This is a genomic window from Thermaerobacter composti (assembly GCF_033582035.1).
Taxonomy (GTDB): Bacteria; Bacillota; Sulfobacillia; order Thermaerobacterales; family Thermaerobacteraceae; genus Thermaerobacter; species Thermaerobacter composti.
Map to the genome: position 1 here is coordinate 2850052 of NZ_CP132508.1, position 14522 is coordinate 2864573.

At 75.9% G+C, this 14522-nt stretch carries 10 protein-coding genes; all 10 read right to left on the minus strand.

Features of this window, described 5'->3' with window-relative positions:
- Positions 1 to 112: 112 nt before the first annotated feature.
- Positions 113 to 580: an SsrA-binding protein SmpB gene (gene smpB / locus Q5761_RS11580; protein ID WP_135224488.1), complete on the minus strand. Its 468-nt coding sequence runs from the start codon at positions 578 to 580 to the stop codon at positions 113 to 115.
- Between the two features lie 159 nt (positions 581 to 739).
- Positions 740 to 3415: a ribonuclease R gene (gene rnr / locus Q5761_RS11585; protein ID WP_318750668.1), complete on the minus strand. Its 2676-nt coding sequence runs from the start codon at positions 3413 to 3415 to the stop codon at positions 740 to 742.
- Between the two features lie 164 nt (positions 3416 to 3579).
- Positions 3580 to 5613 carry a sodium-translocating pyrophosphatase gene (locus tag Q5761_RS11590; RefSeq protein WP_135224490.1) on the minus strand — a complete coding sequence of 678 codons (2034 nt, stop codon included), beginning with the start codon at positions 5611 to 5613 and terminating at the stop codon, positions 3580 to 3582.
- Positions 5614 to 6161: 548 nt separating this feature from the next.
- On the minus strand, positions 6162 to 6377 hold the full coding sequence (secG, locus tag Q5761_RS11595; RefSeq protein ID WP_207669936.1) for a preprotein translocase subunit SecG: 216 nt from the start codon (positions 6375 to 6377) through the stop codon (positions 6162 to 6164).
- Between the two features lie 189 nt (positions 6378 to 6566).
- Positions 6567 to 7853 (minus strand): phosphopyruvate hydratase, encoded by a 1287-nt coding sequence (eno, locus tag Q5761_RS11600; RefSeq protein ID WP_135224491.1) that lies wholly within the window; start codon positions 7851 to 7853, stop codon positions 6567 to 6569.
- 552 nt (positions 7854 to 8405) lie between these two features.
- Complete coding sequence (gene gpmI, locus Q5761_RS11605; protein ID WP_135224492.1) at positions 8406 to 9950, minus strand: 2,3-bisphosphoglycerate-independent phosphoglycerate mutase; 1545 nt, start codon at positions 9948 to 9950, stop codon at positions 8406 to 8408.
- Positions 9947 to 10801 (minus strand): triose-phosphate isomerase, encoded by an 855-nt coding sequence (tpiA, locus tag Q5761_RS11610; RefSeq protein ID WP_318750670.1) that lies wholly within the window; start codon positions 10799 to 10801, stop codon positions 9947 to 9949. The genes gpmI and tpiA overlap by 4 nt, the downstream gene beginning before the upstream one ends.
- Positions 10798 to 12111 carry a phosphoglycerate kinase gene (locus Q5761_RS11615; RefSeq protein ID WP_318750671.1) on the minus strand — a complete coding sequence of 438 codons (1314 nt, stop codon included), beginning with the start codon at positions 12109 to 12111 and terminating at the stop codon, positions 10798 to 10800. Before Q5761_RS11615 ends, tpiA begins: the two co-directional genes overlap by 4 nt.
- Positions 12112 to 12346: 235 nt before the next feature.
- Positions 12347 to 13357: a type I glyceraldehyde-3-phosphate dehydrogenase gene (gene gap / locus Q5761_RS11620; protein WP_318750672.1), complete on the minus strand. Its 1011-nt coding sequence runs from the start codon at positions 13355 to 13357 to the stop codon at positions 12347 to 12349.
- A 27-nt stretch (positions 13358 to 13384) separates the two neighbouring features.
- On the minus strand, positions 13385 to 14476 hold the full coding sequence (locus Q5761_RS11625) for a hypothetical protein (RefSeq protein WP_318750673.1): 1092 nt from the start codon (positions 14474 to 14476) through the stop codon (positions 13385 to 13387).
- Positions 14477 to 14522 lie beyond the last annotated feature (46 nt).

Consider the following 14522-nt stretch of genomic DNA (forward strand, 5'->3'; position numbering starts at 1 on the left):
CCCTGCGGGCAGGACAGGAGGCGGCTACCCGCATTATAGCACGGCACCACGCCCTGGCGTGGCCCTGGCGCACCCGGTCGGCGCGATCCCGCCCGACGGCGGCCGATGCCCGTCAGCGGCGGGCGCGCAGCGCCTGGGCCATGCGCCGCTGGGCCTCCCTCTGGGCGATGGCGGCCCGCTTGTCGTAGCGCTTCTTGCCGCGGGCCAGGGCGAGCTCCACCTTGGCCCAGCCGCCCTTGAGATAGAGGCGCAGCGGCACCAGGGTGTAGCCCCGCTCCCGCACCCGGCCCGCCAGGTAGTCGATCTCCCGCCGGTGCAGGAGCAGCTTCCGCGGGCGGTCCGGCTCGTGGTTGAACCGGTTGCCGTGCTCGTAGGGCGCGATATGCATGCCGTACAGCCACACCTCGCCGCCCTCGACGCGGGCGTGGCTGTCCCGCAGGTTGACGCGCCCCGCGCGGATCGACTTGATCTCCGTCCCGGTCAACACCAGCCCCGCCTCGAAGGTCTCGTCGATGAAGTAGTCGTGGCGCGCCTTGCGGTTGTCTGCGATCAGGCGCACGCCCTCAGCCCGTCCCGCCATGGCTCCCCTCTCCCGCCGCCCGCGGCCTGGGGTCGCCGGCCGGCCCCTGCCGGGCCGGTGCCGCCGGGGATGGGGTGCGTCGCCCGGGCGCGGCCGCCCCCGCGGCGCCTGGGCCCGTGGCCGGCCGGCGCGCGACGTCCCGTGGGATGCCCAGCGCCCTCACCGCCGCCGGCGCCGGCGACGCGCTCCCTCCGCGGCGGCGGCCGCCTCGGCTGCCGCGGCCTTGCCCGGGGGCTGCGCGGCGTCGCCCGGGGTGCCGGCCGCGTTCCTCCCGCGCCGATCGCGCCGCCGCCCGGTCGCCGCGGTACGCCGGCGCCGCGCCTCGACCTTCGCGGTGGATCCCCGCGCGCCCTTCCCCGCCGTGGCCGCCCCGGCCGCCGCGGTCCCCCCGGCGCGCCGGGCCCGACCGGCCCCGGCGCCCGCCCGCCCCGCGGTCCCGCCGCGGGAGGCCGCGGCGTCGCGCCCCGCCCCACCGGACCGCCGGCCGGCCCGCGCCGCGCGGCCGGCGTAGTCTTCCAGCTCCCCGGCCAGCTCCGCTAAGACCAGGTCGACGGTGCGCGCCTCGGGGTCGACCTTGGCCACCACCACCTCCACCTCGTCGCCGAGGCGGAAGGTGCGGCGGGTGCGCTCGCCCACCAGGCTGTAGAGCTTCTCCTCGTAGTGATAGTAATCGTCGGTCAGCGTGCTGACATGGACCAGCCCCTCCACCAGGTTGGGCAGGGTGACGAACAGGCCGAAGGGCGCCACGCCGGAGATGATGCCCCGGTACGTCTCGCCGACCTTGTCCACCATGAACTGGACCTTCTTGAGGTCGACGCTCTCCCGCTCGGCTTCCTCCGCCACCCGCTCCTGCTGCGAGCAGTGGTCGGCGATCTCCGGCAGCATCGCCTCCAGCCGCTCCACCCGCTCCGGCGGCAGGCTGCCGCGGGTGACCAGCTCCTTGACGATGCGGTGGACCACCAGGTCGGGGTACCGGCGGATGGGCGAGGTGAAGTGGCAGTAGAAGCGCGCCGCCAGGCCGAAGTGACCCAGCGCCTCGGTGGCGTAGCGGGCCCGCTTCATGGTGCGCAGGACCACGGCGTTGACCAGGTACTCCTCCGGGCGCCCCTCCACCTGCTTGAGCACCCGCTGGAAGAGGCGCGGGTGCAGCTTGCGCCGCGGCGGCAGCGGATAGCCGAGGATGGTGAGGAACGCGGCCAGTTCCTCCACCTCCTCGGGATCGGGCTCCTCGTGCACGCGGTAGATGAAGGGCACCTGGCGCCAGTGGCAGTGCTCCGCCACCGTCTCGTTCGCCGCGATCATGAACTCCTCGATGATCCGCGTGGCCACCGTGCGCTCGCGCCGCAGCAGCTCCCTGGGCATCCCCTGTTCGTCCAGCACCACCTTGACCTCGGCGATGTCGAAGTCGATGCTGCCCCGCCGCTCCCGGCGGGCCGTCAGGCGCGCGGCCAGCTGGGCCATGTCCTCCAGCATGGGCAGCACGTCGGCATGCTGCTCGCGCAGGGCCCGCACCTCGGGGTCGTCGGGCGAACCCTCCAGCATGCGCTGCACGCCCTCGTAGGTCAGCCGATGGCGGCTGCGGATGACGCTGGGGAAGATCTCGTAGGCCACGCGCCGCCCGCGGGCGTCGAAGTCCATGACGACGGAGACCGTCAGGCGATCGACCCGCGGGTTGAGGCTGCAGATGCCGTTGGAGAGCCGCGGCGGCAGCATGGGCACCACCCGGTCCACCAGGTACACGCTGGTGGCCCGGCGGCGCGCCTCCAGGTCCAGGGGACTGCCCTCCGGCACGTAGTGGGAGACGTCGGCGATGTGCACGCCCAGGCGCCAGACGGCCTCGCCGCCCTCCGGGAGCCGCTGCAGCGACACCGCGTCGTCCAGGTCCTTGGCGTCGGCGCCGTCGATGGTGACCACCAGCCAGTCCCGCAGGTCGCGCCGCCCGCGGCGATCCCGGGCGGTCACGCGCTCGGGGACGCGCTCCGCCTGGGCCAGGGCGGCGGCGGGGAACTCCACCCGGAGCCCGGCCTTGGCGACGATGGCGGCGACGTCGACGCCCGGCGCGTCGGCGGGTCCCAACACCCGGACGACCCGGCCCTCGGGACCGCGGCGCCTCTCGGGCCAGCGGGTGATCTCGACGACCACCATGTCGCCGGGCTTGGCGCCGCCCAGCTGTCCCGCGGGGATGAACACGTCCCAGAAGAGCCGCTGGTCCAGGGGCGTGACGAAGCCGTAGCCGTCCCGTCCCGGCTGCCCCTCCAGCCGCCCCACCAGCTCGCGGTTGGCCCGCTCCAGGATGCGGATGACCTCGCCCTCGGGCTTGCGACCGTCCCGCCCCCGACCCACCAGGCGCACCACGACCCGGTCGCGGTGCATGGCGCCGCCCAGGTTCTCCGCCGGGATGAACACGTCCTCGCCGTCGGGCTGGATCAGGAAGGCGTACCCCTTGGGGTGGCAGTGGAGCACGCCCACGGCCAGGTTCATCCGTTCGGGCAGGCCGTAACGCCGGGTGCGGGTGCGCACCACCCGGCCCGCGGCCTCCAGCCGCTCGAGGGCGGCGCGAAAGGCGGACTCGGCGTCGGGCCCGTCCACGCCCATGGCGGCCGCCAGCTGGGAGGCGGTCAGCGGCCGGTATGCCCGCTCGCGCATGAAGCCGAGGATGCGCTCCTCCCACGCCGCGATGGCGGATTCGGCTTCGGCGGAGGAACCGGCCTGCCCGGGCGCACCCCCCGGCTGGCCCCCCGCGGCGGCCGCGGAGGCCTTCCCCCCGCGGCCGCGGCCCGGGCGATCCGCGTCGGACCCGTCGGCCCCCTGTCTTCTCCGTCTCGGCAATGCCATTCCCTCCCGGGCCCGGGAACGGCCCGGGACCCCGATTCACATCCATGATACACGGCGGCCACCGGCCGCGCAGGCCCCGTCGCCCGCAAGCCCCGTGGGGCGCCCGCCGCGGCAGCGTCCGCCGGCGCGACCGGGGACTCGACCGCGGGACGCCGCCCGCCCGCCTAGCCGGCGGCGCGCTGGAAGAGCGGGGCGAACACCAGCGCCACCACCGACATCAGCTTGATCAGGATGTTCAGCGAGGGGCCGGCCGTGTCCTTGAAGGGATCCCCCACGGTGTCGCCCACCACCGCCGCCCGGTGGGACGCCGAGCCCTTGCCGCCCAGGGCGCCCCCCTCGATGTACTTCTTCGCGTTGTCCCAGGCGCCCCCGGCGTTGGCCATGAAGATCGCCACCAGGACGCCGGTGACCAGCGCTCCCGCCAGCAGCCCGCCGACGGCCGCCGGTCCCAGCAGCCAGCCCACCACCAGGGGCGCCGCCACGGCCAGCAGGCCGGGCGCCACCATCTGGGCCAGGGCGGCGCGGGTGCTGATGTCGACGCAGCGGGCGTAGTCCGGGCGGTCGTCCCCGGTCAGGATGCCCGGCCGCTCGCGGAACTGGCGGCGCACCTCCTCGATCATGGCGAAGGCGGCGCGCCCCACCGCCTCGACGGCCAGGGAGGAGAACAGCATGGGGAGCATCCCCCCCACCAGCGCGCCGATCATGACCCGAGGCTCCAGCAGGTCGATGGCGCCCAGGCCGGTGGTGGCGGCGTAGGCGGAGAAGAGGCCCAGCGCTGTCAGCGCCGCCGAGCCGATGGCGAAGCCCTTGCCCATGGCCGCGGTGGTGTTGCCCACCGCGTCCAGCCGGTCGGTGACGGCCCGCACCTCGGCGGGCAGGCCCGCCATCTCCGCGATGCCGCCGGCGTTGTCGGCGATGGGGCCGTAGGCGTCGACGGCGACGGTGATGCCGGTGGTCGCCAGCATGCCGACGGCGGCCACGGCGATGCCGTACAGCCCGGCGACGTGGTGGGCGACCAGCGTGGCCGCCCCCACCACCAGCACCGGCAGGGCCGTGCTCTTCATCCCCACGGCCAGGCCGGCCAGCACGTTGGTCGCCGGCCCGGTGGCCGCCGACCGCGCCACCTGCCGGGCGGGCGGCCGGTCGCCGGCGGTGTAGTACTCCGTCACCAGCCCCACCAGCACGCCAGCGGCCAGGCCCGCGACCATGGCCACGGCGGCCTGGGGCAGGCCCAGCCAGCCGGCGGCCAGGCCGCCGCCCCCGGCCAGGGCGAAGGCCGCCGTCAGCGTGCCGCGCCGCAAGGCCCGGGCGGGGTCGTCACCCGAGCCGGCTTGGGTCACGGCGATGCCCAGCAGCGAGGCGACCACGCCCAGCGCCGCCAGCACCAGCGGGAAGACCACCGCGGCCCCGCCGCCGGAGCTGGCCGCGCCACCCGCCGCCGCCACCACCACCGCCGCCACCAGCGACCCCACGTAGGACTCGAACAGGTCGGCCCCCATACCCGCCACGTCGCCCACGTTGTCGCCCACGTTGTCGGCGATCACCGCCGGGTTGCGGGGATCGTCCTCGGGGATGCCCGCCTCCAGCTTGCCGACCAGGTCGGCGCCCATGTCCGCCGCCTTGGTGTAGATGCCGCCGCCGACCCGGGCGAACAGCGCCACGGAGCTGGCGCCCATGGCGAAACCGTTGAGGACGGCCAGCGTCGCGGGCCGCCCCGGGTCGACCCAGAGGAGGTACAGCAGTCCCAACCCCAGCAGCCCGAGGCCCACCACGGCCAACCCCATCACCGCGCCGCCGCGGAAGGCCACCGCCAAGGCGCCGGCCAGTCCGTGCCGCTCGGCCATGCGGGCGGTGCGCACGTTGGCGGTGGTCGCCACCCGCATGCCCCCGTAGCCCGCCGCCAGGGAGGCGGTCGCCCCCAGCAGGTAGGCCGCCGCCACCGCCGGACCGAAGCCCGACCCGGGCGCCCCGCGCCCCGCCAGGAACAGCACCCCGGCCATCCCGCCGACGAAGACCACCAACACCTGGTACTCCCGGGCCAGGAAGGCCATGGCGCCCTCCTGGATGGCCCGCGCCACGTCCACCATCCTGCCCTCGCCGGCCTCGGTCCGGGCCACGCTCCGGGCCATGGCAAGCGCCACCGCCAGCGCCAACAGGCCCGCGACCGGGGCAAGGAGGGCCAGTTCCCGCTCCGCCACGGCACGACCCCTCCCTCGGCGCCCTGCGACGCCCCGGGGCGCGCAGGCTCCTGGGAAGTCCTATGCCGGGCGTCGGCTTGTCATCCCCCAAGACGCCAAGGACGCGGCGGGCCCGCCCACCCCAGCGGGTGGGCGGGCCCGCCGATCGGCGGCTCTGCGCAGGCATGGGCGACCCGCGCGGTCGCGATGCGGGGTCTTGTGCGCTCGCGGGGGCGACCCGCGCGGGTGCGATGCGGGGTCTTGCGCGGTCGCCGGAGCGACCCGCGCGGTCGCGGGGGCGACCGCGCGGCCGCGGTGCCGAGCCTTATGCGGTCGGCGGCGACCGCGTCATCGCGATGCGGCCCCGCACGGCCACGACGCGCAGCCTTGCGCGGTCGCGGGGGCGACCCGGGCCGGTGCGGTGCACCGCCCCGGGTCGCGATGCGCGGCCCGGCGTCGCGATGCGCGGCCCGGGGTCGCGATGCGGGACCCGGGGCCGCGATGCAGGGCGCCGCGGGGCCCACAGGCCCCGCGGCGCCCTGCGGGCCCCTGGGGCAAGGCTGGGCTCCTCAGTCCATGAAGTAGCCGAGGACGAAGGACGTGAGGAAGAAGACCACCGCCAGGATCACGGTCATCCGCTCGAAGAACTGGTCCAGGCCCCGGCGCTTGCCGAAGAACGCCTCCGCGCCGCCGGCGATGGCCCCCGACAGGCCGGCGCTCCGTCCGGATTGGAGGATCACCACGGCGATCAGGGCGATGACCGCGAGGATGTGCAGGACCAACAGCACGGTCTCCACGGCGTCCACCCCGCTCCGGGCCGCCGGCCCGGCCCGCCCTCGCGCCCGGCTCGCCCGCGGCCAGCGGCCATGCGGTGCCATGCTATCACAGCCCGCGGGCGGCGGCAACGGCTGCCCGCCCGGGGCGGGGCACCCCCTCGCCCCGGCGTCCGATCCGGGACGGGGAGGGACCGGCGGCTATTCCCGTCCGAAGGCCGCCCAGCCGGCGTACTGGGCGCTCTCGCCCAGCTGCTCCTCGATGCGCAGCAGCTGGTTGTACTTGGCCACCCGCTCCGACCGGGACGGCGCCCCGGCCTTGATCTGGCCCGCCCGGGTCGCCACCGCCAGGTCGGCGATGGTCACGTCCTCCGTCTCCCCGGAGCGGTGGGAGACGATGTTGCGGTAGCCGGCGGCGGCGGCGGTCTCCATGGTCAGCAGGGTCTCGGTCAGGGTGCCGATCTGGTTGACCTTGATCAGCACGGCGTTGGCCGCCCCGGCCTGGATGCCCCGCCGCAGTCGCTCGACGTTGGTGACGAACAGGTCGTCGCCCACCAGTTGCAGCCGGCCGCCCAGTCGGTCCGTCAGCCGCCGCCAGCCGTCCCAGTCCTCCTCGGCCAGGCCGTCCTCCAGGGAGACCAGGGGGTACCGGTCCAGCCAGCGGGCGTACATCTCGATGAGCTCGTCCGCCGTCAGCCGCTGGCCCTGGCCGGCCAGGACGTAGACCCCCTCCTCGGGCCGGTACCACTCGCTGGCGGCGGCGTCGAGGGCCAGCGCCACGTCCTCGCCGGGCCGGTAGCCGGCCCGCTGGATCGCCTCCATCAGCACGTCCAGGGCCGCCTCGTTGGACTCCAGGTTGGGGGCGAACCCGCCCTCGTCACCCACGCCCGTCGCCAGGCCGCGGTCGCTCAGCACCCGGTGCAGGGCGTGGAAGACCTCGGCCCCCATGCGCAGCGCGTCGGCGAAGCGCTCGGCCCCCGCCGGCACCACCATGAACTCCTGGACGTCCACGTTGTTGTCGGCGTGCCGCCCGCCGTTGAGGATGTTCATCAGGGGGACGGGCAGCAGGCGCGCGTCGACCCCGCCGAGATAGCGGTACAGGGGCAGGCCCACGCTGGAGGCGGCCGCCCGGGCCACCGCCAGGGAGACGCCGAGGATGGCGTTGGCCCCCAGCCGACCCTTGTTGGGCGTCCCGTCGAGCTCCACCAGGACGCGATCCACGGCTGCCTGGTCCAAGGCATCGAGGCCGACCACCTCGGGCGCGATGACCTCCACCACGTTCTCCACGGCCTTGAGGACGCCCTTGCCCCCGTAGGCGTCCCCGCCGTCGCGCAGCTCCACGGCCTCGTAGGTGCCCGTGGACGCCCCCGACGGCACCGCCGCTCGACCGAAGGACCCGTCTTCCAGCCAGACGTCCACCTCCACCGTCGGGTTGCCCCGGGAGTCCAGGATCTGGCGCGCCTCCACGCCAGCGATCAAGGTGCTCACCGGCTCACGCTCCTTCCTGCTCCGCGCTGCCTGCCGGCCATGCCCTCGCCCGCCCCCGGGGGCCTTCCCGCCCCGTCCGGCCGCCCGCCGCCCGGTGCCCGCCGGAAGCCCCCGACCCCGCCCCGTGCACCCGACGGCGGCAGCGCCTCGGCCACCCCTCGCGGCCCCGGCCGCCTCGGACGAACCGGCCCGGATCCCCCTCGGACGAACCGGCCGAGACCCGGGCCGGCCGACCCGTGTCCAGCGGCGTCGGCGACGATCCGGCCCGGCGGCGGCGCCGGTCCCGGTCCCGCATGGCGCGGCGCCGCGGCGATGCCGCGCCGTCCCCGGCGGCCGTCGCGGGCCTCCGGGTGCGCCGGCGGGCGTCAGGCACCGGCGGTGGCGACGGTACGGGCCGCTCCCGGTGCGCCGGCGGGCGCCGGGCGCCGGCGACGGTGCGACGGCGACGGTGCGACGGCGCGGGCCGGGATCCGCCCCCATCCCCCCGCCCAGCCGGAGCTCCCTCCCCCATCCGGCCGGGGCCGGGGGCCCCCGGGAGGATCGGACCGAATCTCAACGGCCCGCGATCAGCGAGCGCCCCGTCATGGCATCCGGCGGCTCGAGGCCCATGAGCTCCAGCAGCGTCGGCGCCGCGTCCGCCAGGATGCCGTCCCGCAACCGGGCGTGGCGGTGTCGCGGGTCGACGAGGATGCACGGCACCGGGCTCGTGGTGTGGGCCGTGTGCGGCTCGCCGGTGTCCGGGTCGACCATGATCTCGGCGTTGCCGTGGTCCGCCAGGACCAGGGCCGCGCCGCCCTGGCGGCGGATCGCCTCCAGCACCCGTCCGAGGCAGCGGTCCACCGTGGCGCAGGCCCGGATGGCCGCCTCCAGCACGCCGGTGTGCCCGACCATGTCGGGGTTGGCGAAGTTCAGCACCACGGCGTCGAAGCGGCCGCTGTCGATCTCCGCCACCACGCGCTCGGTGACCTCCGGCGCGCTCATCTCCGGCTTGAGGTCGTAGGTCGCCACCTTGGGCGAGGGGATCAGGACGCGCTCCTCGCCGGGGAACGGCGTCTCCTCGCGGCCGTTGAAGAAGTAGGTGACGTGGGCGTACTTCTCGGTCTCGGCGATGCGCAGCTGGCGCAGGCCGGCCCGCGCCACCACCTCGCCGAAGGTCTCCTTGAGGTACACCGGCGGGAAGGCGGTGGGCAGCGGGAACTCCTCGTCGTACTCGGTCATCTGGGTCAGCGGCAGCGGCCCGATGCCCTCGGGCCGCCGGAAGGCGTCGAATCCGGGGTCGGCCAGGGCCCGGGCCAGCTGCCGCGCCCGATCCGCGCGGAAGTTGAAGAAGACCGTCTCGTCCCGGGCGGTGATGCGAGGGAGCGGCCGGCCGTCGGCGTCGGTGACCACCACCGGCTCGATGAACTCGTCGGTCTGGCCGCGGGCGTAGGCCTGCTCGACGGCCGCCAGCGCCGACGGCGCCCGGTGGCCCTCGCCGAGCACCAGCGCGCGATACGCCCGTTCCGTCCGGTCCCAGCGCTTGTCCCGGTCCATGGCGTAGTAGCGCCCGACCACGGTGGCGATGCGCCCGCCCGCCGCCTCCACCCGCCGCAGGTACCCGGGGGCGCTGGTGGGAGGCGTGTCGCGGCCGTCGGTGAAGGCGTGGACCACCGTCTCGACGGCCTCCCGCCGGCCCAGCTCGAGGAGGGCCAGCAGGTGCTCCAGGTCCGCGTGGACGCCGCCGTCCGACACCAGGCCGATCAGGTGCAGCCGGCCGCCGCGCGCCCGGGCCCGCCGGGCCGCCCCCACCAGGGCCTCGTTGGTGAAGAACGAGCCGTCGGCGATGGCCCGGCTGATGCGCACGATGTCCTGGTAGACGATGCGCCCCGCGCCCAGGTTGAGGTGGCCGACGTTGGAGTTGCCCATCAGCCCCCGGGGCAGGCCCACCGCCTCCCCGCTGGCCTCCAGCTGCGAGTGGGGCCAGGCGGCCCACAGCTCGTCCATCACCGGGGTGTCGGCCAGGGCGACGGCGTTGTGCTCCCGTTCGGCCCGCAGGCCCCAGCCGTCCAGGATGATCAGGGCCACCGGCCGGGGCCGGTTCGTCCCGGGCGCGGTCATGGCCGCTCCGCCCCCGCCGCCGGCCCGCCGGCGGCCGCCCGGGCCGCCATGCCCTCCCGCACCAGCCGGGCGAAGGCGGTCCCGTCCAGCGAGGCGCCGCCCACCAGGGCCCCGTCGATGTCCGGCTGGGCCATGAAGCCGCCGATGTTGTCGGGCTTGACGCTGCCGCCGTAGAGGATGCGGACGGCGGCGGCCGTGGCGGGGCCGTGGAGCCGCTCGACCAGCCGCCGGATGGCCGCCGCCACCGCCTGGGCGTCGGCGGGCGTGGCCGGCTGGCCGCTGCCGATGGCCCACACGGGCTCGTAGGCGATCACCACCCGGGCCGCCTCCTCCGGCTCGAGGCCAGCCAGGGCGTAGGCCGCCTGACCCAGCACAACCGCCGCCGTGCGCCCCTCCTGCCGCTGGGCGGCGTCCTCGCCGACGCAGAGGATCGGGACCAGCCCCCCCGCCAGGGCGGCCAGGAGCTTGCGCTGCACCAGGGCGTCGTCCTCGCCCAGCAGCCGGCGCCGCTCCGAGTGCCCGACGATGACGTAGCGGCAGCCCAGCGCCCGCAGCATGGGCGCCGAGACCTCGCCAGTGAAGGCGCCGAAGTCGCCCCATGCCACGTCCTGGGCGCCCAGGGCGATGCCGCTCCCCGCCAGGGCCTCCGCCGCCGTCGCCAACGAGGTGAAGGGCGGGCAGAGGACCACCTCGGCGGCACCGGCGGGGACCGGCCCCGCGGGCCCCTCCAGGCCCTCCCGCACCGCCGCCGCCAGTCGCGCGGCCTCGGCCGGCAGGGTGTGCATCTTCCAGTTGCCGGCGAAGAGGGGTCGGCGCCCGGCTGCGGGCGCGACGCGCGCCGGGGACGTCATCGGCCCATCCCTCCCGGCGACGGGCCCTCCGCCGGGGTCGAACCGGCCCCCGCGGGCCCACCCGCGGTCCGGGCCCCGCCGGCCCGGGCCCCTGGGGCTGCACCGGTGGCAGGCGCCGGCTCGCCGCCCCCCTGGGCCGGGGCGTCGGGCAGCACCGCCACGCCGGGCAGCTCCTTCCCCTCGAGGAGCTCGAGGGAGGCGCCGCCGCCCGTGGAGACGTGGTCGATGCGGTCGGCGACGCCGGTGCGCTGCACCGCCGCCACGCTGTCGCCGCCGCCGACGACGGTCACCGCGTCGAGGTCCGCCAGGAACTCCGCCAGGGCGAAGGTGCCGCGGTGGAAGGGCTCCACCTCGAACACGCCCAGGGGGCCGTTCCAGAAGACGGTGCCCGCCCCACGCAGCCGTTCCTGCCAGGCGGCCAGGGTGGCGGGCCCCACGTCGACGACCATGGCCTCGGGCGGGATGCGGTCGACGGGCACCACCCGGCTGGGCGCCCCCGGCTCGAGACGCTCGGTCACCACCACGTCCACGGGCAGCAGCAGCCGGTCCCCCGCCCGTTCCAGCCACGGCCGGACCCGCTCCACCTGGTCCGGCTCGTAGAGGGAGCGCCCGACGGCATGCCCCTGGGCCGCCAGCAGGGTGTTGGCCATGGCCCCGCCGATGACCAGGCCGTCACAGACCTCCAGGAGCCGCCGGATGACGCCGATCTTGTCCGACACCTTGGCGCCGCCCAGCACCGCCCAGAAGGGACGCCGCGGCCGCTCCAGCAGGTCGCCCAGCACCTCGAGCTCCCGCTCCAGGAGCAGGCCCGCCGCCGCCGGCAGCCGCTGGGCGACGCCCACCACCGAGGCGTGGGCGCGGTGGGCGGCGCCGAAGGCGTCGTTGACGTAGACGTCCGCCAGGCGGGCCAGGGCCGCCGCGAATTCCGGGTCGTTGGCCGTCTCCCCGGGGTGGAAGCGGAGGTTCTCCAGCAGCGCCACCTGACCGGGCGCGAGTCCCTGGAGGCGCCGCTCCACCTCCGGTCCCACCACCTCGCGCAGCGCCAGCACCGGGCGGCCCAACAGCTCCTCCAGCCGCCGCGCCACCGGTTCCAGGCGCAGCTCCTCCACCACCTGGCCCTTGGGCCGCCCCAGGTGCGAGCAGAGGATGACGGCCGCCCCGCGCTCCAGCAGGTGGCGGATGGTCGGCAGCGCCGCCCGGATGCGGGTGTCGTCGGCGACGCGACCGCCCTCCAGGGGCACGTTGAAGTCGGCGCGGACCAGGACCCGCTTGCCGCGCACGTCCAGATCCCGGATCGATCGCTTCCGCAAGACCGGGCCTCCTTTCCGGAACCGCCGCGCCCCGTCCGGCACCACCGGGGTCGGATCGTCCGGCCCCCACCCAAGGCCCACAGCGCCCGGCTGCCCGCCGCGTCCCCGGCGGGCGAGACAGGGCCCTTGGCGGCCGCGGGGGCCGGCCGGAGCGGCGGGCGGCGCCGGGGCCCCACGCCGCCGATCGGCCCTCGCCAGGGGAACCCGCCGCCGCCCGCCGGTCATCTCGTCCGGCTCACAGCCCCCGCTCGCCGAGGTAGGCGACCAGGTCCACCAGCCGGGCGGCGTAGCCCCACTCGTTGTCGTACCAGGCGACGACCTTGACCATGTTGCCCTCCATCACCATGGTGGACAGGGCGTCGACCACCGCCGAGTAGGCGGAGCCACGGTAGTCGCTGGAGACCAGGGGCTCCTCGCTGTAGCCCAGGATGCCCTGGAGCTCGCCCGTCGCCGCCTCGGCGAAGGCCTGGTTGACCTGCTCCACCGTCACCGGCTGCTTGAGCTCCGCCACCAGGTCGACGATGGACACGGTCGAGACCGGCACCCGCAGGGCGAAGCCGTTGAGCCGGCCCTGGAGGTGGGGCAGCACCAGGCCTACGGCCTTGGCGGCGCCGGTGGTGGTGGGGATGATGTTCATGGCGCCGGCCCGCGCCCGCCGCAGGTCCTTGTGGGGCAGGTCGAGGATGCGCTGGTCGTTGGTGTAGGCGTGGACGGTGGTCATCAGGCCCCGCACGATCCCGAAGCGGTCGTCCAGCACCTTGGCCACGGGGGCCAGGCAGTTGGTGGTGCAGGAGGCGTTGGAGATCACCCGGTGCCGCGCGGGGTCGTACCGGTGGTGGTTGACGCCGAGGACGATGGTGATGTCCTCGTTCTTGGCCGGGGCGGAGATGATGACCTTCTTCGCCCCGCCGCCCTCGACGTGGGCCACCGCCTTGGTGGCGTCGGTGAAGACGCCCGTCGACTCGATGACCACGTCGACCCCGGCCTGGTCCCAGGCCAGCTGGGCCGGGTCCTTGATGGCGGTGAAGCGGATGCGCTTGCCGTCGACGATCAGCGCGTCGTCCTCCGCCCGCACGTCGGCGTCGAAGATGCCGTAGTTGGTGTCGTACTTCAGCAGGTGGGCGAAGGTGGCCGCCGGCGCCAGGTCGTTGACGGCGACGATCTCGATGTCGCCCCGGCGCCAGGCCTGCCGGAAGAACCGGCGCCCGATGCTACCGAAGCCGTTGATGCCGACCCGTACCGCCATGGCATCCCGCTCCTTTCCAGGCCGTGCCTACGCGTCCATGATAGCAGTTTCCCCGCCGGGGACAGGGCGCCCCCCGTCGCCGGCGCCCCGCTCCGCCGCCGTCGCCGCAGGGGTGGCGGACGAACCGGCCGCGCCCGTCGGCCCGGGCGTGCCTGGGGAGCCTGGGGAGCGGGCCGTCCCGGCCGCCCCCGCGGGCGGTGCCCCAGCGCCACCCTCCACCTCCCGGGCCGCCGCCCGTCCCCCTCCCTGCGCCGCCGCACCCGGCGCCGGAGGTCCCGGTCCGCGGGCACCCCGCGCCGGCCGGGCCAGGCGCCTGGCCACCACGTCCACCGCCACCACGTTGAGGGCGGTCATGTGCTCGACCGCCTGCAGCGCCTGCCGCTGCGCCGAGGCCAGCACCGCCCGCAGCGGGCGACCGGGCTCCACCGCCACGTCCAGGGCGATGGCCACCCCCTCGTCCCCCTCCGTCACCGCGGCTCGCAGCACCTCCGCCACCCCGCTGACGCGACCGGCGGCGTACGCCGCGATGCTGCCCACCACCTGGCGGGTGATGTAGAACCGGCCCAGGGAGCTGTAGGTCGGGCGGACCATGGTCTTCTCGATCACCTGGCCCGGCCCCGCCTGGGGCCGGTTCTTCCCGCGGTAGAACAGGCGCAGGGGGTCCAGCAGGTAGCCGGAGAAGCTGCGCTTGACCTCGAAGGTGGGGGCGGGGATCACGTGGCGCCCCTGGGTGCGGCGGATCAGCTGGGCGCGCCGGATCTCCGCGGGGGTGGCCACCTCCTCGATGTGGACGTACCGCGACGGGGCGGGGAGGCCCAGGGCGGCGGCGATGCGGTCCACCATCTCGCGGGACGTGCCGAGGATCAGCACCCGACGGGGCCGGATCGCCTGGAGGGCGCGCCGCACCTCCTCGCGGTGGGCGGGGTCGGCGAACAGCGCCCGGCGGATGGCCCCGATCTTGGTGCTCTCGCGCTTGGCCGACACCCCCGCGACGATGCGGCTCTCCTGGATCAGGAGGCCGTCGTCGATCAGCGCGTCGGCCTCGACCTCCCGGGCCACGGCGGCGGCCCGATGGCTCTTGCCGGTCCCGCTGGGTCCCACCAGGGCGACGACGTCCATGCTGGCCTCCCTTGCCCGCGCCCGGCGGTGCCGGCGGGCCGCCACC

Excerpts from the sequence above, each read along its gene's own strand:
- smpB (WP_135224488.1), bottom strand. The coding sequence starts at position 580 with ATGGCGGGACGGGCTGAGGGCGTGCGCCTGATCGCAGACAACCGCAAG.
- gap (WP_318750672.1), bottom strand. The coding sequence starts at position 13,357 with ATGGCGGTACGGGTCGGCATCAACGGCTTCGGTAGCATCGGGCGCCGG.
- tpiA (WP_318750670.1), bottom strand. The coding sequence starts at position 10,801 with ATGACGTCCCCGGCGCGCGTCGCGCCCGCAGCCGGGCGCCGACCCCTC.
- gpmI (WP_135224492.1), bottom strand. The coding sequence starts at position 9,950 with ATGACCGCGCCCGGGACGAACCGGCCCCGGCCGGTGGCCCTGATCATC.
- rnr (WP_318750668.1), bottom strand. The coding sequence starts at position 3,415 with ATGGCATTGCCGAGACGGAGAAGACAGGGGGCCGACGGGTCCGACGCG.
- Q5761_RS11625 (WP_318750673.1), bottom strand. The coding sequence starts at position 14,476 with ATGGACGTCGTCGCCCTGGTGGGACCCAGCGGGACCGGCAAGAGCCAT.